Origin of the sequence: Anoxybacillus sp. EFIL (assembly GCF_013096955.1) — a bacterium.
Classification (GTDB): Bacteria; Bacillota; Bacilli; order Bacillales; family Anoxybacillaceae; genus Anoxybacillus; species Anoxybacillus ayderensis.
Map to the genome: position 1 here is coordinate 1 of NZ_SDLH01000005.1, position 22548 is coordinate 22548.

A 22548-nucleotide genomic window follows, 5' to 3' on the forward strand; every position below is an offset into this window, starting at 1 on the left:
ATTCTATGCTGAAAACACGTTTGCCAATCACCGTTCATTATGCTGATTTAAGTTCAACCTTTCATAATCGAGGGTTGATCCATCCACGTTCAGTCCATGAACAAGCGTTGCCGTTTGTGTGAGGGATAAGTATTCATTGTTTTATACGGTTGGTTCATTTTATTTGAAATGGATATATTCTCACAAAAGTGAAGTTTGCTAAATACATGAAGAAAAATGAGTTAACTGCATGTATGTCTAAATTTAAATCAGTGAAGGATGAGAAGAACATGAGGATTGTACCGAAGCACTTAGTGGCTGTCTCTGGTTATATTGTAAATGACCATGGGGAAGTATTGCTTGTAAAAACACATTACCGTTCCGATACATGGGAACTTCCTGGTGGACAAGTAGAAGAAGGGGAATCTTTGCATCACGCATTGGTAAGGGAAGTATATGAAGAAACAGGATTAAAAATAGTACCACTAGGAGTAACGGGAGTATATTACAATGCTACGGACCATATATTAGTTGTTGTATTTCGTGCGAAGTATGAAGAAGGTGAATTGGACATTCAGCCTCAAGAAATAAAGGAGGCAAATTTTTTTCTGCTAAATAATAAAAACATTTCAAAATATATAACGAGACCTCATATCGCTTCACGAGTACAGGATGCAATGAAATGTAATTGTTTAGTACCATATGAAGCATGGGAAGTTTCACCATTTCGAATGTTAGGAAGGATTGGGGGATAACCGAACTTCTTTATCTAAAATATATCAACTTTAAGGTATTTCAAGAGGATGCTGGGTTGGGATTCACCCTTGACTAACACTCTCCAAAGATTTGTATCGGCGACGACGGTGCCAACGGCTCAAAATCAAAGAGAAACTCGCAATAAATATATCGAACTTTAAAGGCATGTGGCGCGTGTTGAAAATTTTCTTTTCCGGAAGTGTCATCCGTCGCAAGTTCTAGAATAAGTAGTTAGGCGGTGTACGCTCACACCGCCTACTTTTGCCTAACAATCGCTTTCGTAAACTCCGTGAAGTCTGTTAAATGGTTGTCGAGTATTTTTTGTAAAATGGTCAAGTTCAGTTCTTGACAGTCATGCACGGCGATATTGCGGAATCCGACCATTGCTTTCATTTTTTGCGATAGGGATGAAGAGATGATGCCGTGTTGTTCTAAAAGAGCGAAAGCGTCTCGGCTTGTTTGTGGAAGTCCGAGCTTTTTTTGCGCGACGACGTGCATCGCTAAGTCAATGCTCGCTTCACACGCTCGTTGAAGATTGAGGACAATGGAATCTTGCTTTGTGTAATTCTCCAAATGTTTTGGATTGTTTTCGTATTCTTCATGAATACGTTTCATACAACGTTCAATGACACTTACTTTATTTAGGATCACATCATTCATTATAAACCGACCCACTTTCAACAATGTTTCGTAAAATTTCCGCTCGTTCTTCGTTTAGTTTCGCATACATTTTCAATGCTCGCCATTCGAACTCCGTTTTTTTATGTTCGTCCGCACAATAGATGACTTTACCGCTACTGACGATTTGTGCTTGAAAAACGGTGCTCGCTTGCTTTAAATCGATGAGATCGACGTCTCGTTGTAACTGCTCTGCCAATTGTTGCGCAAGTATAAAGCGTTCATAGTGGTCTAATGATCGTTCATCGCTCAAAAAAGCAATGTCAATATCGCTATCGTGGCGAATATGTCCTGTTGCTGTTGATCCGAACAAATAAATGACAGAAGGGGAGACCGCATTCTTTAATGTTTCAACAATGATTTGTTCCATCTGGTCACCGTCCTATTTTACTATTTCCATGCTATTACAATTATATTATTTTCGATTGTATGTGTCACGTTCCGAGAGAAAACGGGTTTTTCATGGGTTGTTACTATAATGAACAAACGCTAAACTTTGCTGAAAGAAAACACTAGTTTTTCATTCCCAAAGAAGGATCACCACCATTTTTATCGAAAATACACAACAAAACTGAAAGCGAGGTGCATATATGGCCATTGATCATGATCGATTGTTTAAAGAGTTGATTACGACGTTTTTTGAAGAGTTTCTTCTTCTCTTTTTCCCGCATGTGCATGAGCATATCGACTTTCAGCACGTGTCGTTTTTGTCGGAAGAGCTGTTTACCGATGTGACAGCGGGGGAGAAGTATCGCGTGGATTTGCTTGTTCAGACGAAGTTGAAAGGGGAGGATAGCCTCATTATCGTCCATATCGAAAATCAAAGTTACGTGCAGCCATCGTTTCCAGAGCGAATATTTATTTACTTTAGCCGCTTGTTTGAGAAATACCGAAAGCGAATGTTGCCAATTGCCGTATTTAGCTATGATTCTCTCCGACATGAACCTTCATCGTTTACGCTCCAATTTCCGTTTTTTGATGTACTCCAATTCCGATTTCTTACTGTTGAGTTACGCAAACAAAATTGGCGTGATTACATTCGCCATGACAACCCAATCGCCGCTGCGTTGTTAAGCAAAATGGGGTATACTGAAAGTGAACGAGTAGAACTAAAAAAGCAGTTTTTACGAATGATTGTGCGCATGGAATTAGACGAAGCAAAGCAACGATTATTAATCGGCTTTTTTGAAACATATGTGAAACTATCGGAGGAAGAAGAACAACAATTGAGAAACGAGGTGAATGAGATGGAAACGAAAGAAAAGGAAAAAGTGCTTGAATTGTTAATCTCGTATGAACAAAAGGGAATACAAAAAGGAATACAAAAGGGAAAAAAGGAAGGATTTAAGCAAGGAATGAAACATCTTGTTTGCAATATGTCGAAAAAAGGAATGACACCAAAAGAAATTGCAGCCCTTGTGGATCTTACGGAAGAAGAAGTACATCATTTGCTTGAAAGTTGAGAAAAATTTGGTGTGATACCACACCTCGAAGCATGTAGAAACAACAATTGCGAAACGAGGTGAATGAAATGGAAACGAAAGAAAAAGAACAAGTGTTAGAGTTAATCATTTCGTACGAGAAAAAAGCGTTAGAAAAAGGCTTGAAAGAAGGCGTAGAACGAGGGTTACAACAAGGGCTGCAACAAGAAAAACGCAAGATTGCGAAAAAGATGCTAGCAAAAGGCTACGATGTACAGACGATTCACGAACTGACGGAGTTGTCTTTGGAGGAAATTGAGATGTTGAAATGATATTTTGTGTTGTACCTGTTGCCTGTAGAAGGACGGGCACAATTGTAGGGACGAAGAAATACCAGTGAACATAGTTGGAAAAGAGATATAGGAGAATTAGATAATCGAAACGAAAAAATGGAGAAACAATAATTTAAGAAAACGCTCAGGTGTGTCTTGAGCGTTTTTTATTTGAGCCGAAATGTTTTTTACTATAAGTATTTTAAATTTTTGAATTTAAAGATAATTTTATTGATTTTCCTTTTATATGAAATATAATTACTTTAAATACGAAAAATTCGGAATATTAATTCCGTTATTCGGAACAAAGGGAGGTGCTTTATGAACAAAACAGTGATCAAAACACTTGAACTATTGCGGTTGTTTATGACATATGAACGGTTGACACTACAAGAAATGGTGAAGTTGACGAAACTGCCAAAAACAACGGTTTTTCGAATGGTTCAGTCGTTGGAGATAAGCGGCTTTCTAAAAAAAGATGAGGAAGCGTATGAGCTTGGATTGTCCTTGTTACAATTGGGTTGTTTAGTTGCAGAGCGATTAGATGTTCGAAAAGTAGCACTGCCGATTATGAAGAAATTAAAAGAAGAAACGAATGAAGCGGTGAACTTAGTTGTTAAAGATGGTGATGAGGCGATTTATGTAGAAAAAGTAGAAACGTCAGAGCCGATTCGAGTGTATACACGGGTAGGGAGAAGGGCACCTCTTTATGCTGGAGCTTGTCCGCGCGTGTTACTTGCCTTCATGCCAAGCGAAGAGCAAAAGAAATATATTGATCGCGTCAAGTTAATTCCAATTGCCTCAAAAACAATTGTTGAGCGAGAACAATTAAAAACGGTGATCAACGAAGCAAAGGGAAAAGGGTATACAGTCAGTTACTCCGAATTAGCCGACTATTCTTCTGCTGTGGCTGTTCCGATTTTTAATCACGAAGGTAAAGTTGTGGCGGGGCTAAGTGTCGTTGGACCAGAAAATCGCTTTCAGCCTTCTTACATTAAACAATTAGTTCCAAAATTAAGGTATGCTGCAGAACAAATTTCAAAAGCACTTGGTTTTATTGGGGGAAAAAATGTTGAATTATGAGTTTATACCGCTTAGTGAGCATGCCCTAATTGTTAAGTTTGGCGAACAAATTAATCATGACATTCATCGACGAGTTCGTCAATTTACAAATTATTTTACAGATCATCATATAGAAGGAATTATTGAAGTTGTTCCTGCTTATACAACTGTTACCGTCTACTATCATCCGATACAGTTTGTAAAGAATCTAAACCGAAAATCCCATATCGAGGTTCTCCCTTTTGAAAGAATTTGTACTGTATTAAAAAATATTCTTTCATCGTTAGAGTCTGTCAACATTTCTCACGGAAATGAAGTCGTGATTCCTGTTTGTTATGGAGGGGAGTTTGGGCCGGATTTAGAAGAAGTGGCTAAAAAAAATGAATTGACAATTGAAGAAGTAGTGAATATTCATACGAACGGCCATTACGTTGTGTATATGATTGGATTTGCGCCTGGATTTGCTTATTTAGGTGGCATGTCAGAAAGAATTGCTACGCCGCGAAAACACTCGCCACGATTACACATTCCAGCAGGTTCTGTTGGCATTGGCGGTATGCAAACAGGAATATATCCGATTGAAAGCCCAGGGGGATGGCAACTCATCGGGAGAACACCGATCCAATTATTCCGTCCCCACCATCCTCAACCGAGTTTACTACAAGTTGGAGACTGTGTTCGCTTTCAAGCGATAACGAGGGAAGAATATAAGCAGCTTCAGGAGGAGAACAATGAGTATTCGTGTGATTCGTAGTGGTTTACTAACGACGATTCAAGATTTAGGTCGATTCGGTTTTCAAAAGGATGGCGTCATTGTGGGCGGGGCAATGGATCAATTTGCACATCGCATCGCCAACATTCTTGTCGGAAATGAACAATCGGAAGGTACGCTGGAGATGACGTTCATTGGTCCAACGCTTGCTTTTGAGGAAGATGCATTAGTTGCGATATGTGGCGGGGAGTTTGAAGCAATGATCGACGGGAAAAAAGTGCCGTTGTGGCGCCCTGTTTTCGCTAAGCAAGGAAGTGTACTTACGATCGGGCATTGTCGTGTAGGATGTCGGGCTTATTTAGCTGTGTCAGGGGGATTTCATATTCCTAAGGTAATGAACAGCCAATCAACGTATTTACTTGCACGTATCGGAGGTTTTCAAGGAAGAGCTTTGCAAAAAGGAGATGTGCTTTTCCTTCGAGAATCAAGAAAAAAATCGGCGTTGTTTCAATTCTATAACAAGAAAACATCTCTTCCTTTTATAGCTATGAGCTGGGGGATTTCATTTGAGCTTCGTGCATATTTTTACGAATCGCCGAAAACGATTCGCGTCATGCGCGGCGCACAATTTGCTGATTTTACAATGCAAAGTCAACAATATTTTTTTGAATGAACGATATGAAGTCACTTCTCAATCGAATCGAATGGGCTATCGTTTAGACGGACCTTTGCTTCAAAGAAAACATTCAGTAGAAATGGTTTCGGAAACGGTTACGTTCGGCACAATTCAAGTGCCGAACGAAGGAAAGCCAATTATATTAATGGCAGATCGTCAAACGACAGGAGGGTATCCGAAAATCGCGCAAGTCATTGCCGTTGATTTACCCATTTTAGCACAAACCAAACCAGGAGAGCAGATTGTATTTCACGACATTTCATTTGAGGAAGCGCAACGATTATATATTCAACATGAGCTTAGCATGAAGCAATGCGAAAAAGTAATGATGTCGAAAATGGGAGGATAAAGATGTACCGCATCGATCTGAATTGTGATATGGGAGAAAGTTTTGGAATATATCAATTAGGGAACGATGAGGAGATTTTGAATTACGTGACATCAGCAAATATTGCTTGCGGGTTTCATGCGGGTGACCCATCTACGATGCGAAAGACGGTTCAGTTGGCGCTTGAAAAGGGGGTGAGTATTGGTGCACACCCGGGGTTGCCTGATTTAATTGGATTTGGAAGAAGAAATATGGCAATTACTCCGGAAGAAGTGTATGATCTCGTCGTTTATCAAGTGGGGGCGTTATATGGTTTTGTAAAGGCTGCTGGTGGAAAGATGCAACATGTGAAACCGCACGGAGCTTTGTACAACATGGCTGCAAAAGACTGTGCACTTTCAGAAGCGATTGCAAAAGCAGTGTATGACATTGATCCATCATTAGTATTGTTTGGATTAGCAGGAAGTGAACTAATTAAGGCGGGAGATCGTATAGGCTTAAAAACAGCAAATGAAGTGTTTGCTGATCGGACATATGAGCAGGATGGTTCGTTAACACCACGACATAAACCTAACGCCTTAATTCATGACGAACAAGAAGCTATACAGCAAGTGATTCGAATGGTAAAAGAGGGAAAAGTGCGGTCACAACAAGGAACTGATGTGGAAATCAAGGCAGATACGATTTGTATTCACGGTGATGGGGTACACGCGTTAACATTTGCTAAAAAAATTTTTGAAGCGTTAAAAAAAGAAGGCATTGTCATTAAATCTTTATTTTAAATCGAGGTAACGCGTTTTCCACTCCTTCCTTTGTTTCAAATCATTGTGTACACTGTTACGTCGATTATCTTGTCAACAGTGAAGATGGTAAGTTTTTTATGGTCATGTGCATGAAAAGAGGAAAGGTATATATTTATAATATCGTCGAATGTTAGGAGGAGAAAACGTGACGTTATTTCAAGTGTTCGTGTACGGGACATTGCTTCAAGGAGAGCAAAATCATCATGTTGTTGCTCCGTACGTCACACATATAGAAACAGGTGCTGTATGCGGTTGGCTTCATAGCGTTGCCGACTTGTATCCAGCTTTAGTGCTCGATTCATCTGCCCCTCCAGTAGAAGGCGAATGGTTGACGGTAAACGAAAAAGGACTACAGGCGATGGATCGGCTTGAAGGATATTATGGGGAGGGAAAACGTAATGATTATGAGCGAGTATTTGTGACAGATGTAGACGGAAAAAAGGCAGGATTTGTGTACGTATACTCAAGCGAACGGGCAAAACATTTACCACAAATAGGCACTTCGTGGAGAGCATACAAGCAGTCATATGAGCGTGGCTTCAAGTGATCATGTTTTAAGTCCAGTGTTTTTTATCGCGACGCAGCTCGATTGCGTTAACGGCGCGTGCAGTTTTTGTTCTAGAAGCTTATATGTTTCTTGTTCTCTAATTCGATTGTTCACTTGCGCAATTTGTTGTAAATGTTTTTTCAATGCTTTTACAAAATCATGAGCGAATTTCGTTTTATCATAAAAAAGAAAGAACTCTACACGATCATTTGTAACATTTACAGCTTCAATTTTGATTTCGCGTCCTTTCACAATGAAAAAGTAATCATAGGCAGAACCAAAGCCGGAGATACGGAATGTTTTATTCTCTTTATTAGCGATCATATCTATCACACTAGCAGCTATACTTAACAAAGCTGTGCCGTAAAGCGTTGCAATATTGATCGTCATTTGCTCAATACCGTTATGAACAATCATATACATTTCGCAACTAAAAAAGCTATTGAGGTTCTCACTTTTGAGCGTCTCTTTCCAGTCATCTTCCCAGTCTTCTAATAAAATTTTGATAGACATGTGTACCCTCCGTAACTCTTTTTACTTTTTCGCTACTACCCTATCTGTAGAGTTTAACTACCACTATATTTTCTATTATTGGAACAATTTTTTTACTTATGCGCTGATTATTCAGAGTTAAATCAGTAAAATAGAAAGAAGTTTTGTACACCTAAAGGTTATCGAATTTTCACCAAAACAGAGAGCCACGCCTCTCTGTTTTTTTCATTCCTAAAGCAGGAATCTCCTCGTTTTTATCGAAAATACACAACAAAACAGAAAGCGAGGTGTATATATGGCGGTTGATCATGATCGGTTGTTTAAAGAGCTGATTACGACATTTTTTGAAGAGTTTCTTCTTCTCTTTTTCCCGCATGTGCATGAGCATATCGACTTTCAGCACGTGTCGTTTTTGTCCGAGGAACTGTTCACCGATGTGACGGCGGGGGGGGAGTATCGCGTCGGTTTGCTGGTTGAGACGAAGTTGAAAGGGGAGGATAGCCTCATTATCGTCCATATCGAAAATCAAAGCTACGTGCAGCCATCGTTTCCCGAACGAATGTTTATTTACTTTAGCCGCTTGTTTGAAAAATACCGAAAGCGCATGTTGCCGATTGCGGTATTTAGCTATGATTACCTTCGAAATGAACCTTCATCGTTTACTCTCCAATTTCCTTTTTTCGATGTGCTTCAATTCCGCTTTCTTACTGTTGAATTACGCAAACAAAACTGGCGCGATTACATTCGCCACGACAACCCAATCGCCGCTGCGTTGTTAAGCAAAATGGGGTATACTGAAAGTGAACGAATAGAGTTAAAGAAGCAGTTTTTACGAATGATTGTGCGCATGGAATTAGACGAAGCAAAGCAACGATTATTAATCGGCTTTTTTGAAACATATGTGAAGCTGTCGGATGAGGAAGAACAACAATTGCGAAACGAGGTGAATGAAATGGAAACGAAAGAAAAGGAGAAAGTGCTGGAGTTAATTATTTCATATGAGAAAAAAGCGTTAGAAAAAGGCTTGAAAGAAGGCGTAGAACGAGGGTTGCAACAAGAAAAACGCCAGATTGCAAAAAAGATGCTAGCGAAAGGCTACGATGTACAGACGATTCATGAACTGACGGAGTTGTCTTTGGAGGAGATTGAGAAGCTGAAGTGATATGCTGTTTTAAATTTTTACCATTTCTCATCCACAGCGCATTTCTGTTTTTTTAGACGAGTGGAAAGAAGATTAGGAGAGATGAAAAAGCTTGAGGAATAGCTTAGGCGGTGCATGTTCGCACCGCCTATTTGTCAATTGTTGCGCGAGCATAAATTATAGTCTAATAATCGTTCATCCCTCGAGAAAGCAATGTCAATGTCGAGATCGTGGGGAGTGTGTTTTGTTGTTGGTGGTTCGAACAAATAAATCAAAGAGCGTTTGCCGACGGAGAGTTAGAGGCGTTTAAAGTTTTACATCCAGAAGATCGTTCAACATTTCAGAAAATGAAGTATTGCCGCCAATGTCGAAAAGCATATCGGCGTATACATTAATTATGGATTTACTGCGTAACAAAAATAAAAAGGAGAAACATGATGCGAATACGCAAATACGCTAGAGCAGTAATTGTTAATGAATGTCATGAAATTCTTCTTCAAAAATTTGAATTTTCGGATGTCGTAGGAAACGTCGTGTTATGGGTAACGCCTGGCGGTGGCGTCAAGGAAAATGAAGCTCCAATCGAAGCTTTAAAAAGAGAATTGCGTGAAGAACTTAACATTGCTGTTGACATTCATGGTGAGCCATTATTTGGAATTGATATACTCATTGAAGGAAAAAACGGTTCTTTTATAAGCCGTGAGATTTACTATAAGATAACGATTCAATCTAATACTGTATTTTCTATGGAGAAAATGACTGAAAAAGAGAAAAATACGTTTATGGATTTAAAGTGGTGGAGTAAAGAACAGTTGAAGAAACTCGAAAACTTTGCGCCACGTGAAATATTGAACTATTTTTAAGTTTATTATTAGTAGCTACCTCTTGTAAAAAAGTAACGAACTTTACCTTTCAATAATGTGGAGGAAAAATTGCATGTATCAGAATTATCGAATTTCTGTTGAAGTCATTGTATGGCACGATGAAAAAGTCCTTTTAACGAAACGCGCAGAGCATTGTAAGGTAGCTCCGAATGTATGGAACGTTCCGGCAGGAAAAATTAAATATGAAGAAATTCCTTTGCAAGGTTTGTTTCGAGAAGCGAAAGAGGAAATTAATTTAGATGTAGAATTGTTAGAAGAGCTGTCTGTTCGGAACTTAAAAAGCAAAAGTGGGGATGAAGATATATATCGCGTTGTTTTTACGTATCTCGTCAAACCAAAAAATGATGATATTTCTTCTCTCGCATTAAACGATGAACATTCCGAGTTCGCTTGGGTCGCGAAAGAAGATTTGAACGATCCAAAGTATGAAACGCTTCATGATGACATACGATACATTCTTTTAGAAAAAGTGTTCAACGAAAACAAGCGCTAGCGTAGAAAGCATATCGTAATCATTGTTATTGCGATCGTTCGTGGAAGGCACATGTATTTTTGAACATGTATCGGCAAGGGGGATGGGGATGATTCGTAAATTGGGCGAAGCAGATCATGATGTTGTGTTTTCTTTTTTAAAGCAGGAGCCTTCATTGAATCTTTTTATTATTGGTGATATTGAAGCGTTCGGTTACGAGCAGGAATTTCAAGAGCTGTGGGGCGATTTTGATGAGAATGGTAGACTGAGAGCCGTATTGTTGCGATTTTATGATTCGTATATTCCTTATGCTCCGGGGGATTTTGATATTGACGGATTTGCGGAAGTGATGCGAAACGCTTCTCATCCTGTTCGTCTTTCGGGGAAAACGGAGCTTGTCGCAAAATTTGAACCTCTCTTACTGCTTAGAAAAAAGCGAGTCACGTATTTTTGTGAATGTAACGAAATCACATTTCCAGAAGAGCAAAGTCGCTATGAAATTAAGCAAGCAACGATCGATGATGTCGATCGCATACTTGAACTGCGTAGTCGCATCACGGAGTTTTCGGTACTGCCGTCATCGCGAGATATGCTTGTCAAATCGTTAGAAACGAATACAGGGCGTGTGTACTATATCGAGGAAGATGGTCGCATGGTGTCGTCTGTTGCAACAACTGCGGAAGATACGCTATCTGCGATGGTTGTCGGCGTGTGTACAGATCCGAATCGTCGCCACAAAGGATATGCAAGCGAAATCTTGAAGCGTGTCATTCAAGATTACGTTCGCGCTGGAAAAACGTTATGCTTGTTTTATGACAATCCGAATGCGGGCCGTATTTATAAAAAACTTGGTTTTTATGATATCGGGATGTGGACGATGTACGGATAATTTCTGGATAGATGTAGAAAACGTGAAGTTGACGGGCTTCACGTTTTTCTTTTGTTGCATAGGTGACCTATAATGAAGAGGTCAGATGAACCGAAGGAGAAGGATTGGTCGGTCATGCACATCATGATTAGAATCGCATTCCTCCCCCCGAATGTATTCGTGGGGAGGAATGCGATGTTTCTTTATTTTTCACTAAAAATAAGATAAAATAAAATTAGTGAAAGGTGGTGAATGTATGAAACTGACTTTGACAGCGAAAATAAAAATTATGCCAACAACAGAACAAGGGCAATTACTTCGAAAAACGATGCAAACGTACCGTGATGCGTGTAACGCTGTGTCGGAAGTAATATTCAAAGAAAACACCCTTGTGCAAGCCAAACTTCACAAGATGATGTATCGAGAACTCCGCTCTACATTTGGCTTAAAATCCCAAATGGCACAATCTGTTTTAAAAACCGTCATTGCAAAATATAAAACGAACCAAACAAATGGACATGAGCGGTGTCAGATTGCGTTTAAAAAACCGCAAATCGACCTCGTGTTTAACCGAGATTACAGCATCACCAAAGGCTTATTTTCTATCAACACATTAGAAGGTCGAATCAAAGTTCCTTTTCAAACGAAAGGACTTGAAACGTATTTCGACGGAACATGGACGTTTGGAACAGCCAAGTTAGTGAACAAGCACAATAAGTGGTTTCTCCATATTCCTGTATCCAGAGAAATGGAAGAAGCTAGCCTTCATCAGATTCGCCAAGTGGTTGGCGTAGATATGGGTGTGAATTTCATTGCGACCGTTTATGATTCAAACGGACAGACGCTATTTTTCAAAGGTAGACAAATCAAACACAAACGGGCAAAGTATAAACAACTCCGCAGACAACTACAAAAAAAGCAAACCCCCTCTGCCCGCAGAAGATTAAAGAAAATCGGTCAACGAGAAAACCGTTGGATGCAAGATGTCAACCATTGCATCAGTAAGGCACTCGTTGAGCGTTATGGCAAGAACACGCTGTTTGTGTTAGAGGATTTAACAGGCATTCGCCAAGCAACAGAAAAAGTGTCCGTCAACCATCGGTATGAAATGGTGTCTTGGGCGTTTTATGATTTAAGGCAAAAAATCGAGTACAAAGCACGAAAACACCAAGCCAAAGTGATTGCGGTAGACCCAACATATACTTCCCAAACTTGCCCAAAATGCGGGCATACAGAGAAAGCAAACCGCAACAAGAAAACGCACACATTCTGTTGCCAAACATGCCAATACACATCAAATGATGACCGAGTAGGCGCAATGAATCTTCAACGAAAAGGAATCGAGTACATCGTTGAAGTAACCACGAACGCATGACGTTGGTGGTTGGGTAGCTGTCAACCTGCCCTGATGCAACCTCAAATGAAGGAAGGAGGACATCGTCCGCTTGCACTTCTGGAGAGTTGCAAGCCCACGACTTTAGTCGTTGGGTCGTTGACATCAGGTGAAAGGGTATGTTTTAATGTATTGATCATATTTGTTTGTGTATGTTTTGGTTGGTTTCCGTACTCTAGAATGAAATTGAGGACGATGCCGATGAGTTTTGTATCGCTATATTCTTTTGAACTCGATTGAAATCTTTCGTTTAATTCATCTACTTTATTTTTAATTGCTGAAATGCCATATGAAGAGAGACGATCAGGAATCGCGGGAATTAAATAGTAATTGCTTGCGTACAAGGCATTTTGCGTAATGTAATTTAAATTTGGTGGGCAATCGATAAAAATAAAATCGTACTCATCATTAGAAGTGACAGCGCAGGAATCTCGTGGCTTCAGCCATAGGAGGCTCAATTGTATGAGAAAGAGGGAAAGGTTATGACGGATTTTTTCTATAGCAATGTCATGATGATTGATAGGTTGGGATGGAAGTGCGTGCTGTTGATGGAAAATTTGTATATTGTCCAACTCGTTTGAACGATTGTTTTATGTTATAATTGTTATAACAATTATAACGAAGAGGTGAGCCATATGCTACATGCCGATCGGAAAGTGTTGAAAATAGGAAACTCACTAGGAGTTACTTTTCCTGTGGAATTCCTTCAAAAGCTTGATATCCATCAAGGTGACGAAGTACAGATGGAGTTTAAAGATAACCAAATTGTGATAAAGAAAAGTAACAAGGTGAACTTGCCAGAAGGCATTTCGAAAGACTTTTTTGACGTGTTAAATGAAACGCTCGAGGAGTATGACGAAACGATTAAGGGGCTTGTTGATCGGTGAGGTATTTAACAGTGGAGGAAATCATTGCGATGAACTTCTTCATTATTGAGAAATACTCGCCTCGTGAAATGAAAGGTGTAAAAGAACAATCATTATTGGAATCTGCCGTGTATCGTCCACAACAAAGTGTGTTTGGTGAAGATGCTTACCCCACTATTTTTGAAAAAGCAGCCGCATTGTTCGAGTCTTTGGCAAAAAACCATTGTTTCCATAACGCAAACAAACGAACAGCTTTTGTTGCTCTTATTCAATTTTTGAAATACAACGACTATCGACTTGTGATGCCACAAGATGAGGCAATTGAATTTGTTGTCGATGTAGTGAACCATCGATATTCCTTTAACGAAATTGTTGCTACAATTAAAGAATACACATTGAAGTGCTAGTTTTGGTATTCTGCGAAGTGAAATGAATGAGTTTTTATCTTCACAACATATAAGATTTTTAAAGTATTATTACCGCTAGCAGAAAATCATCACACATTTTAAAGCATTTAGGAGACACATAGGGCTATTTCGGAAGTTTTTTTGCTCGATTGAATAACGGAATCTTCTAACGACTAAAGTCGTGTCTTGCATACAAAAGGATTTCTCGTGCACCTTCGCGCCAAAGTAATGGAAATAAGCATTTCTCAAAAAGAGGAATGCTTTTTATGTTTTAAAACAAAAAAATAAACTAAAACAATAATTATTTATTGCAAAACGATAAACAATGTATTAAAATGGAATGGAAATGATCGAAGTGAGGTGCTTGTTGTGAAACGAGAGACACTTTTTTTAAAAAGCGCTATTTTTATTATCGGTGCTCCTGTTGTTATGTTATGTGTATTTGTTTTACCAAAGTTTCCTAACTTTTATGCCGAGTGGTTGCCGGAATTAGCGTATTTGCGCTATCCGATCACGATCTTTTTTTATGTTACCGCGATTCCGTTTTTCTTTGCGTTGTATCAAGCGTTCAACATTTTAACTTATATTGACAAAAACGAAGCGTTTTCCGATTTATCAGTAAGAGCGTTAAAGTATATAAAAAATTGTGCAACTGCCATTAGTTTGTTGTATATCGCAGGTATGCCGTTTTTTTATCTTACTGCTGATTTAGATGACGCCCCAGGGATGATCATCATCGGATTGATGGTTGTGTTTGGGGCGATGGTCGTCGCAGTGTTTGCCGCAGTGCTGCAGAAGCTTTTACAGAAGGCAATCGAGATCAAGTCGGAAAATGACTTAACCGTTTGAGGTGAATTACATGGCGATTATTGTGAATCTAGATGTCATGTTGGCGAAAAGGAAAATGAGCGTGACCGAGCTGTCAGAAAAAGTAGGAATAACAATGGCGAATTTATCAATCTTAAAAAACGGCAAAGCAAAAGCGATTCGGTTGTCGACGTTAGATGCCATTTGTAAAGCATTAGAATGCCAACCGGGAGATATTTTAGAATATCGAAGCGATGACGAAGCATAATGGGAGGCAAAAGAGATGAGAGCGTTCATTCAACTCGTTCATTTTGGTTGGGAACAAGCGTTATCTTGCTTGTTTCCCGTTGTCATTTTTGCCGCGTTAGCCGTAACGAAAATGGTGTCGCTTCCTTTCTTACCGCGATATGATTGGCTGCTCATTATTTGCCTTTTGATGCAATGGTGGATGGTGCGTACGGGGCTAGAAACGCGAGATGAACTAAAAGTGATTACGATGTTTCACCTTATTGGGCTTGCGCTTGAATTGTTTAAAGTGCACATGGGGTCTTGGGCTTACCCAGAAGAAGGGTATTCTAAAATTTTTGGTGTGCCTTTATATAGCGGTTTTATGTATGCAAGTGTCGCCAGCTATCTTTGTCAAGCGTGGCGGCGGTTAAAGGTGGAACTCGTGAAATGGCCGCCATTTTCAGTCGTTGTTCCATTGGCTGCGGCGATTTATTTCAATTTTTTTACCCATCATTATTGGTTTGATGTTCGTTGGTGGTTAATCGGGCTTGTCACGATCGTCTTTTGGTCGTCATCCGTCACATACGAGGTGAATGGAACGCGTTATCGCATGCCGCTTGTGCTTTCATTTTTTCTCATCGGGTTTTTTATTTGGATTGCGGAAAATATTGCTACGTTCTTTGGGGCTTGGCAATACCCGAACCAAGCCAAGGCTTGGAGTATCGTTCACTTAGGAAAAGTAAGTTCATGATTAGAATCGCAGGAAACCCCCGAATGTATTCGTGGGGAGGAATGCGATGTTTCTTTATTTTTCACTAAAAATAAGATAAAATAAAATTAGTGAAAGGTGGTGAATGTATGAAACTGACTTTGACAGCGAAAATAAAAATTATGCCAACAACAGAACAAGAGCAATTACTTCGAAAAACGATGCAAACGTACCGTGATGCGTGTAACGCTGTGTCGGAAGTAATATTCAAAGAAAAGGGCAAAGTATAAACAACTCCGCAGACAATTGCAGAAAAAACAAACTCCATCTGCCCGCAGAAGATTAAAGAAAATCGGTCAACGAGAAAACCGTTGGATGCAAGATGTCAACCATTGCATCAGTAAGGCACTCGTTGAGCGTTATGGCAAGAACACGCTGTTTGTGTTAGAGGATTTAACAGGCGTTCGCCAAGCAACAGAAAAAGTGTCCGTCAACCATCGGTATGAAATGGTGTCTTGGGCGTTTTATGATTTAAGGCAAAAAATCGAGTACAAAGCACGTAAACACCAAGCCAAAGTGATTGCGGTAGACCCAACATATACTTCCCAAACTTGCCCAAAATGCGGACATACAGAGAAGGCAAACCGCAACAAGAAAACGCACACATTCTGTTGCAAAACGTGCCAATACACAACAAACGATGACCGAGTAGGTGCGATGAATCTTCAACAAAAAGGAATCGAGTACATCGTTGAAGTAACCACGAACGCATGACGTTGGTGGTTGGGTAGCTGTCAACCTGCCCTGATGCAACCTCAAATGAAGGAAGGAGGACACCGTCCGCTTGCACTTCTGGGGAGTTGCAAGCCCACGACTTTAGTCGTTGGGTCGTTGACGGTTTTTATTAGTCATTGTCAGCTTTCTCATCGTTGCGACGTTAAAGCAGATGAAACAAAAAAACCCAAAGATGACGATTTCATCGGTTAGGGCGCAATAGAATATATGATTTTAGCGAACAGCAATCGTCACTGTTCGCTCACCTTTTTTATCCGATATTCTTCAATCACTGAACGGACGATATGAGAAGAGCTCCATTCACCGAAGGAAAGATAGGTGATTGGATATTTCTTTGGGAAAAGAATGGACTGGATTTGTTTTTGTTGTGCACCTTGTTCATACAAATCAATAATTTTTCCTTGAAGTTCTTGTAAATAGTTAAGCTTTCGTTGCAAAGCAGTGCGTCCGTCTTTTATATAGCCAGCGTGGGCACAAAACATTTCGTTAAAATCGTACGTTAACACTTTTCTTAATGATTCAATCAATGTAGGAACGCTTTCTTCGCGCAAAACGACTTTTGTTTTTTCTAGACAGTATAAATCCCCTGTAAAAAGTTGTCCTGTTTCGCGATTAAGAAATGCGAGATGATCAACCGCATGACCTGGTGTATGAATGACATCCCATGTCGCGTGATGAGAAGAAAATGTTTTTCCAATCGGTTTGGCTTCGAAAGGAGGGCGTTTTCCCCAAAAAAACTTGCGATATATCGGATAATCTGCTTGTTTCCGACAATAATCAATCATGAGCTCATTCATATAAATGGGTAGTTGTCGTTTGTTTTGTAAACATGCTGCACAACCTGTATGGTCTTCATGAAAATGAGTAATGACAACTTGGTCAATTTGTAATTGGTTGAAAAACTGTGTAAATTCTCGTGCTAACGATTGTGCTCCGGTGTCAATCAATACACCATCAATCGAGAAACAATGAACGGTTAAGCGAACTCCTTGAAATGTGAGAGTACCTTTGGCAACGTGGACATCGCCAACCGTTTCTTGTTCAAATTTTTTCTTTAGTAACATCCCCACTCCCCCTTAATCCCATTATACTATATCAAAATGAATAGTCATTCATTATTTTTGGTTTTATGAAAATCATCGTTTTTTTGTTTCATTCATAAAAAATGAGCTGCCCTAAAGCAACTCATCATATCATTTCAAAAAGGCAGCGCTTTCGAGACGCTGCCTTGACGATTAAAAAAATCCAAGTTTTTTCGGTGAGTAGCTAACAAGTAAGTTTTTCGTTTGTTGATAATGTTCGAGCATCATTTTGTGCGTTTCACGTCCGATTCCTGACATTTTATATCCACCAAATGCCGCATGCGCAGGATATGCGTGATAACAATTTGTCCATACACGTCCAGCTTGAATGCCACGTCCAAAGCGATACGCTGTATTGATATCGCGCGTCCATACTCCAGCACCTAGTCCGTATAATGCACCTTATTTGTATATAATGCTTTTCCTTGTTCGACAAACTGTTTTGCCTTCTCCTTCATTCCTTCGTGTTGTAAAGTTTTTTGCAATTGATGTGAGATGTTCATTGAGCAAAATTTTGGCCCGCACATTGAACAAAAGTGGGCAAGTTTTGCTCCTTCAGCTGGTAACGTCTCATCATGATACTCACGCGCACGTTCAGGATCCAAAGACAAGTTGAATTGATCATGCCATCGGAATTCGAACCGTGCTTTTGACAAGGCGTCGTCTCTTTTTTGTGCACTAGGATGCCCTTTTGCTAAATCGGCAGCATGAGCAGCGATTTTATAAGCGATAACACCTTGACGGACATCGTCTCTATTTGGCAATCCGAGATGTTCTTTCGGAGTAACATAACAAAGCATCGCCGTGCCGTACCACCCAATGATTGCTGCACCGATAGCTGAGGTGATATGGTCATAACCTGGTGCAATGTCAGTAGTTATTGGACCTAATGTATAAAAAGGTGCCCCGTGACAAATTTCTATTTGTTTGTCGACATTTTCTTTAATTTTATGCATTGGAATATGTCCCGGACCTTCAATCATGACTTGAACATCATGCTCCCAAGCAATTTTTGTCAATTCTCCAAGTGTTTGCAGCTCGGCAAATTGAGCTTCGTCGTTTGCATCCGCAATCGAACCAGGGCGCAATCCGTCCCCAAGTGAAATAGCGATATCGTAAGTTTTTAAAATCTCACAAATCTCCTCAAAATGAGTGTATAAAAAGTTTTCTTCGTGATGTGCTAAGCACCATTGCGCCATAATGGAACCACCGCGAGAAACGATCCCCGTCGTGCGATTGACTGTTAAAGGAATGTAACGAAGTAATACGCCAGCATGAATAGTAAAATAGTCGACCCCTTGTTCTGCTTGTTCGATTAATGTTTCACGATAAACGTCCCATGATAAATGTTCGACAACTCCATTGACTTTTTCTAATGCTTGATAAATAGGGACAGTACCAATTGGAACAGGAGAATTGCGAATAATATATTCTCGAGTCTCGTGTATATGTTTTCCTGTTGATAAATCCATGACAGTATCAGCGCCCCAGCGGATCGCCCAAAGCATTTTTTCAACTTCTTCTTCTAAGGAAGAGGTGACAGCTGAATTTCCGATATTTGCGTTAATTTTCACGTGGAATTTACTTCCTATAATCATCGGTTCACTTTCAGGGTGGTTAATATTAGCTGGGATAATTGCTCTTCCTGCCGCCACCTCTTGACGAACAAATTCGGGATCCATTTGTTCGCGAATTGCGACAAACTCCATTTCAGGTGTAATGATCCCTCGTTTTGCATAGTGCATTTGTGTAACCGTTTTTCCTTTTTTCGCGCGCATCGGTTTGCGTTGAAAAGGTAAGTTCGCATTAGGAAACCTTCCTTCATACTTTTCGACATCGCCGCGTTCGACTATCCATTCTTCTCTTAACGTTGGCAATCCTTTATGAATATTCGGTTCAAAAAGTGGATCGGTGTACGGTCCGCTTGTATCATAAACGCGAATCGCCCCATTTTCTAATATTGTTGTTTCTGTTTTTGTTGGCGACAGTTGAATTTCACGCATCGGAACACAAACATCTTTTCGACTTCCTTGCACGTACACTTTTTTACTTGAGGGAAATAACATGTTGGAAAATAAATTGTTCATTCTTATTCGCTCCTTTTCATTTTTTAATAGGAGCAATGCCAACACGTAAAAAAATCAGGTTCCATAAAAAGAACCTGATTTTGTCCGCAAATAGTACAAGCGAATGACACTCGCACCATCTACTTCCCTACGCTGGCATCACCCAGATCAGGTTCAAAGGGTCAAAGAACTTTTGCGCGTCCTTCTCTCAGTCCAAGCTATTGGACACCCCTAGTAGATGCAAAATTATGAACTTTAAAAATAATCTAGCATATGATAAAAATATTGTAAAGTATATATATTCGAAAATATACTTGATGGTGTTTGTATTTTAGAAGTAGCGGTAATGGAGGCATTGAAGGAGAGGGGATAAGAAACATGGAAAACGTACTTTCTGAACGGGCCGTGTTGATGTGGCGAATGTATGAAGTTATTCGTTTATTTATTTTTCTTCTCTTATACGTGATTGTTCATTTTTTCGTTCCTATGTGGGTTGTTTTGGGACTCGTTTGCTTATGGATTGCTGATGCGATTTTGTTTGTTTTTTTCGTTCCGCGCTGGAAATGGGAACGCTGGCGATATATCATTCGTGATCGAGAAATTGAACTCGAGCACGGGGTATGGATTCGAAAGCGTACGCTTATTCCCATCCATCGCGTTCAACATGTTGATGTAAAGCAAGGTCCGTTAGCACGAAGGCAAAAACTGGCTTCACTTTACATTTATACAGCGGCAACTGCGCACGAAATTCCATTTCTTGATGAACAAGAAGCAGAGAAGTTGCGTTACTACATTTCCTCTTTAGTGAAGGAAGATGAAAATGATGCATGAAAAGAAACGGTTGCATCCGATTGCGATTGTTATTTATATAGTTAAGCGGTTAAAGCAAGGACCGTTTTTGGCGCTTGCGTTACTTCTAGCAATAAAAAAGAAAACAGGTGATCCTTTCGTTGATTGGATGCCTTTGTTTTTATTTCTTTTTTATGCTATGCTCGCTGGGTATATGTCGTGGCGGCGATTTACATATCGTTTACAAGAAAATGACATGTATATTGAACAAGGGATATTTGTAAAAAAGAAACGGTATATTCCATTTGATCGTATTCAAGGTATTTCACATTCGTCAGGGGTGTTACAGCGGCTTGTAGGTGTTGTGCAAGTACATATTGAAACAGCTGGCAGGCAAATGGATGAACCAGAAGTAATACTTTCAGCGGTTTCCATAGAAGAAGCAAAGCAAATAGAGCGAGCGGTGCATCACAAAAAACGAGAAAACATATTTATAGAAATAGAAGATAAGACGGATGCCATATTTACACTTCGTTTTCGCGACGTATTGTTTTTATCTATCACAAGTGGTGGTGCTTTTGGAGTCATTGCAGCGATTGGTGCATTTTTTTCTGAGTTTGATGATTTCATTCCGTTTGAACGGCTAAACATATTTTTTCGCGCTGACGATACAGCTTCTACACTTGTCTTTTTGCTTGTCGTTTTTATGATCGCTTACGTGTTGTCTGTGATCGGTCATCTTTTTCGCTATATGAATTTTACGGTTGTCAAACAAAACAAAACGATAACGATAACAACAGGATTGCTGCAAAAAAAGAGCATTTCTACATCGATTGAGCGCGTTCAAGCCATTGCAGTGAAGGAAAGTCCGATTCGGTACTTGTTCGGTTATGTTTCTGTTCACCTTATTCATGCCGGAGGGGCACTTGATGATGGAAAACATGGCAGTCTCGTGTTGTTTCCGCTTGTTCGTCAAAATGAAGTCGTGTCTCTCGTTGCGACGTGCTTTCCTAAATATCGTTTGCACAATTCGTTCCGGTCGCTATGTACACGTGCCCGTTGGCGCTATATGTTGAGGTCGCTCTATATGGTTATGCTCATTCCGATCATCACAATCGTATTTTTTCAGCGATTTGAAACGCTCCTTCTCCTTTTGCCCGCAGTATATGTCGGCTATCGAAGTTATAAGCGAGCGGGAGTAACGATTAAGAGTGAGCAGCTAGCATTGAGAAGTGGATGGCTGACGATAAAAACGGTATATATGTTAAAACATCGTATTCAGTCATTAACGATCTCGCAAAGTCGTATGCAACAACGACTCGGATTATGTACAGTACGTGCGACTGTCATGCCAGGCATACGCACAAAAGTCGTTGATGTGGACGAACATAAGGCACAAGCAATATACGAATGGTTTTTGGGAAATAAGGCATGAAAAAGAAATATTTCAAGTGTCCCAAAAGAGCACGCTTTTGGGACACACTTATTTTTTAAAGTAATTCGTCAATTTCCTGTAACACTTCTCCAATTTTACGACCATGTATAAGCAAATCCGCCCAATCATCTAATGGCGTCGGTTCCATGTTCACAATCACTAATTTGCCCCCGCTTCGTTTTGCGATGACAGGAAGTTCGTTAGCTGGTGACACTTGTAAAGAAGAGCCGAGCACAATCCATAAGTCTGCTCGTTCGGCTGCTGTCCATGCTTGTTCAAACGCATTATACGGCAATGATTCGCCAAATAAAACGACGGAAGGACGTAAAAAGCCGCCGCATGTGCACGTAAACTGTTCGTCTACATACCGTTTTGCGTCGTATGTTCGCCTGCAACGCGAGCAATGCACTGTTCGCAACGTTCCGTGTAATTCAATGACATTTGTACTGCCTGCTTGTTGGTGAAAGCCGTCGACATTTTGCGTGATGATTTGATGAATAAGCCCCCGCTTTTGCCAATCGGCCAAAATCATATGCCCGACATGTGGCTTACATTTAAGCAACGTACGAATACGATATTGATAAAATGCAATAAACTCGTCTCGGTTATGTTGCATCGCATACGTACTTGCTAATTGTTGTGGATTTTTCGTGCGCCAAAGCCCTGATTTTGCCGAACGAAAATCGGGAAGCCCGCTTTCTGTAGACATTCCTGCTCCAGTAAATACAATTGTATACGAAGACTCTTTCAACCATTTTTCTAACATTCCGTACCCCTCCTTTTTATCTACCAATAACTACTTCTTTCTTCGCCCTTTTCT

The 22548-nt window shown here is 40.0% G+C and carries 29 protein-coding genes, 2 pseudogenes and 1 riboswitch; of the genes and pseudogenes, 23 read left to right on the top strand and 8 right to left on the bottom strand.

Annotated features, from left to right (window positions below; translation table 11 throughout):
* Positions 1–269: 269 nt before the first annotated feature.
* On the top strand, positions 270–734 hold the full coding sequence (locus tag ES017_RS08880) for an NUDIX hydrolase (RefSeq protein ID WP_033383479.1): 465 nt from the start codon (positions 270–272) through the stop codon (positions 732–734).
* Positions 735–990: 256 nt separating this feature from the next.
* On the opposite strand, the gene hepT is transcribed toward ES017_RS08880, so the two are convergent.
* Both hepT and mntA read right to left on the bottom strand, forming a co-directional pair.
* On the bottom strand, positions 991–1398 hold the full coding sequence (hepT, locus tag ES017_RS08885) for a type VII toxin-antitoxin system HepT family RNase toxin (protein ID WP_026011738.1): 408 nt from the start codon (positions 1396–1398) through the stop codon (positions 991–993).
* Entirely contained in the window at positions 1388–1783 is a 396-nt protein-coding gene (gene mntA, locus ES017_RS08890) for a type VII toxin-antitoxin system MntA family adenylyltransferase antitoxin (RefSeq protein WP_019417965.1), read from the bottom strand. The genes hepT and mntA overlap by 11 nt, the downstream gene beginning before the upstream one ends.
* Positions 1784–2003: 220 nt before the next feature.
* On the opposite strand from mntA, the gene ES017_RS08895 reads away from it, so the two are divergent.
* From ES017_RS08895 to ES017_RS08925, 8 genes are all read left to right on the top strand, one after another.
* Positions 2004–2876, top strand: a complete 873-nt coding sequence (locus tag ES017_RS08895) for an Rpn family recombination-promoting nuclease/putative transposase (protein ID WP_116052100.1) — start codon at positions 2004–2006, stop codon at positions 2874–2876.
* A 68-nt stretch (positions 2877–2944) separates the two neighbouring features.
* Positions 2945–3166: an RpnC/YadD family protein gene (locus ES017_RS08900; protein ID WP_019417955.1), complete on the top strand. Its 222-nt coding sequence runs from the start codon at positions 2945–2947 to the stop codon at positions 3164–3166.
* Positions 3167–3487: 321 nt separating this feature from the next.
* Positions 3488–4249 carry an IclR family transcriptional regulator gene (locus tag ES017_RS08905; RefSeq protein WP_019417954.1) on the top strand — a complete coding sequence of 254 codons (762 nt, stop codon included), beginning with the start codon at positions 3488–3490 and terminating at the stop codon, positions 4247–4249.
* Complete coding sequence (gene pxpB, locus ES017_RS08910; protein WP_019417953.1) at positions 4236–4982, top strand: 5-oxoprolinase subunit PxpB; 747 nt, start codon at positions 4236–4238, stop codon at positions 4980–4982. The genes ES017_RS08905 and pxpB overlap by 14 nt, the downstream gene beginning before the upstream one ends.
* A complete protein-coding gene (locus ES017_RS08915) occupies positions 4960–5613 on the top strand; it encodes a 5-oxoprolinase subunit C family protein (RefSeq protein ID WP_306464367.1) in 654 nt (217 codons plus the stop codon). Before pxpB ends, ES017_RS08915 begins: the two co-directional genes overlap by 23 nt.
* A complete protein-coding gene (locus ES017_RS16170; protein ID WP_306464368.1) occupies positions 5606–5965 on the top strand; it encodes a 5-oxoprolinase subunit C family protein in 360 nt (119 codons plus the stop codon). Before ES017_RS08915 ends, ES017_RS16170 begins: the two co-directional genes overlap by 8 nt.
* Before the next feature lie 2 nt (positions 5966–5967).
* Positions 5968–6726 (top strand): 5-oxoprolinase subunit PxpA, encoded by a 759-nt coding sequence (gene pxpA, locus ES017_RS08920; RefSeq protein ID WP_021096106.1) that lies wholly within the window; start codon positions 5968–5970, stop codon positions 6724–6726.
* A 166-nt stretch (positions 6727–6892) separates the two neighbouring features.
* Positions 6893–7294, top strand: coding sequence for a gamma-glutamylcyclotransferase family protein (locus ES017_RS08925; RefSeq protein ID WP_084220255.1), 402 nt, complete (start codon positions 6893–6895; stop codon positions 7292–7294).
* On the opposite strand, the gene ES017_RS08930 is transcribed toward ES017_RS08925, so the two are convergent.
* Positions 7295–7807, bottom strand: coding sequence for a hypothetical protein (locus ES017_RS08930; protein ID WP_021096104.1), 513 nt, complete (start codon positions 7805–7807; stop codon positions 7295–7297).
* Positions 7808–8081: 274 nt separating this feature from the next.
* Here ES017_RS08930 and ES017_RS08935 point away from each other — a divergent pair, with 274 nt between their 5' ends.
* The 5 genes from ES017_RS08935 (at position 8082) to ES017_RS08955 (ending at position 12526) form a co-directional block, all read left to right on the top strand.
* Complete coding sequence (locus tag ES017_RS08935; RefSeq protein ID WP_171335011.1) at positions 8082–8948, top strand: Rpn family recombination-promoting nuclease/putative transposase; 867 nt, start codon at positions 8082–8084, stop codon at positions 8946–8948.
* Positions 8949–9364: 416 nt separating this feature from the next.
* A complete protein-coding gene (locus ES017_RS08940) occupies positions 9365–9790 on the top strand; it encodes an NUDIX domain-containing protein (RefSeq protein ID WP_042533938.1) in 426 nt (141 codons plus the stop codon).
* Positions 9791–9863: 73 nt separating this feature from the next.
* Positions 9864–10304: an NUDIX domain-containing protein gene (locus ES017_RS08945; protein ID WP_021095372.1), complete on the top strand. Its 441-nt coding sequence runs from the start codon at positions 9864–9866 to the stop codon at positions 10302–10304.
* Positions 10305–10392: 88 nt separating this feature from the next.
* Entirely contained in the window at positions 10393–11172 is a 780-nt protein-coding gene (locus ES017_RS08950; RefSeq protein WP_021095373.1) for a GNAT family N-acetyltransferase, read from the top strand.
* A 235-nt stretch (positions 11173–11407) separates the two neighbouring features.
* Entirely contained in the window at positions 11408–12526 is a 1119-nt protein-coding gene (locus ES017_RS08955; RefSeq protein WP_021095374.1) for an RNA-guided endonuclease InsQ/TnpB family protein, read from the top strand.
* Between the two features lie 41 nt (positions 12527–12567).
* Here the strand turns inward: ES017_RS08955 and ES017_RS15980 are convergent, their stop codons facing one another.
* On the bottom strand, positions 12568–13116 hold the full coding sequence (locus ES017_RS15980) for a ParA family protein (RefSeq protein WP_052135763.1): 549 nt from the start codon (positions 13114–13116) through the stop codon (positions 12568–12570).
* A gap of 63 nt (positions 13117–13179) precedes the next feature.
* Between ES017_RS15980 and ES017_RS08965 the strand changes: the two genes are divergently transcribed.
* The 7 genes and pseudogenes from ES017_RS08965 to ES017_RS08990 all read left to right on the top strand — a co-directional run.
* Positions 13180–13431, top strand: a complete 252-nt coding sequence (locus tag ES017_RS08965; RefSeq protein ID WP_021095375.1) for an AbrB/MazE/SpoVT family DNA-binding domain-containing protein — start codon at positions 13180–13182, stop codon at positions 13429–13431.
* The gene (locus tag ES017_RS08970; protein ID WP_085789120.1) at positions 13428–13817 is read left to right on the top strand and encodes a type II toxin-antitoxin system death-on-curing family toxin; all 390 of its coding nucleotides are present in this window, start codon (positions 13428–13430) and stop codon (positions 13815–13817) included. Before ES017_RS08965 ends, ES017_RS08970 begins: the two co-directional genes overlap by 4 nt.
* 429 nt (positions 13818–14246) lie before the next feature.
* Positions 14247–14666, top strand: coding sequence for a DUF2975 domain-containing protein (locus ES017_RS08975; protein WP_216367512.1), 420 nt, complete (start codon positions 14247–14249; stop codon positions 14664–14666).
* A gap of 10 nt (positions 14667–14676) precedes the next feature.
* A complete protein-coding gene (locus tag ES017_RS08980; RefSeq protein ID WP_021095378.1) occupies positions 14677–14892 on the top strand; it encodes a helix-turn-helix domain-containing protein in 216 nt (71 codons plus the stop codon).
* 15 nt (positions 14893–14907) lie between these two features.
* Complete coding sequence (locus ES017_RS08985; RefSeq protein ID WP_021095379.1) at positions 14908–15603, top strand: DUF817 domain-containing protein; 696 nt, start codon at positions 14908–14910, stop codon at positions 15601–15603.
* A gap of 107 nt (positions 15604–15710) precedes the next feature.
* Entirely contained in the window at positions 15711–15851 is a 141-nt protein-coding gene (locus ES017_RS15985; RefSeq protein WP_021095380.1) for a helix-turn-helix domain-containing protein, read from the top strand.
* Positions 15838–16335, top strand: a pseudogene (locus tag ES017_RS08990) (RNA-guided endonuclease TnpB family protein); the annotation flags it as partial. The gene ES017_RS15985 and the pseudogene ES017_RS08990, both read left to right, overlap by 14 nt.
* 251 nt (positions 16336–16586) lie before the next feature.
* On the opposite strand, the gene ES017_RS08995 reads toward ES017_RS08990, so the two are convergent.
* The 3 genes and pseudogenes from ES017_RS08995 to thiC form a co-directional block, all read right to left on the bottom strand.
* Complete coding sequence (locus tag ES017_RS08995) at positions 16587–17420, bottom strand: MBL fold metallo-hydrolase (RefSeq protein WP_042533944.1); 834 nt, start codon at positions 17418–17420, stop codon at positions 16587–16589.
* 171 nt (positions 17421–17591) lie between these two features.
* Positions 17592–17834, bottom strand: a pseudogene (locus tag ES017_RS09000) (aldehyde dehydrogenase family protein); the annotation flags it as partial.
* Positions 17822–19525 carry a phosphomethylpyrimidine synthase ThiC gene (thiC, locus tag ES017_RS09005; RefSeq protein WP_021096096.1) on the bottom strand — a complete coding sequence of 568 codons (1704 nt, stop codon included), beginning with the start codon at positions 19523–19525 and terminating at the stop codon, positions 17822–17824. The gene thiC and the pseudogene ES017_RS09000, both read right to left, overlap by 13 nt.
* 107 nt (positions 19526–19632) lie before the next feature.
* A riboswitch (TPP riboswitch) is annotated at positions 19633–19747 on the bottom strand.
* Positions 19748–19882: 135 nt separating this feature from the next.
* On the opposite strand from thiC, the gene ES017_RS09010 reads away from it, so the two are divergent.
* Positions 19883–20335, top strand: coding sequence for a PH domain-containing protein (locus ES017_RS09010; protein ID WP_085789126.1), 453 nt, complete (start codon positions 19883–19885; stop codon positions 20333–20335).
* On the top strand, positions 20325–21728 hold the full coding sequence (locus ES017_RS09015) for a PH domain-containing protein (protein ID WP_171335012.1): 1404 nt from the start codon (positions 20325–20327) through the stop codon (positions 21726–21728). Before ES017_RS09010 ends, ES017_RS09015 begins: the two co-directional genes overlap by 11 nt.
* 55 nt (positions 21729–21783) lie before the next feature.
* Here ES017_RS09015 and ES017_RS09020 read toward each other — a convergent pair whose 3' ends face one another.
* Positions 21784–22494 (bottom strand): NAD-dependent deacylase, encoded by a 711-nt coding sequence (locus tag ES017_RS09020; protein ID WP_171335013.1) that lies wholly within the window; start codon positions 22492–22494, stop codon positions 21784–21786.
* Positions 22495–22548 lie beyond the last annotated feature (54 nt).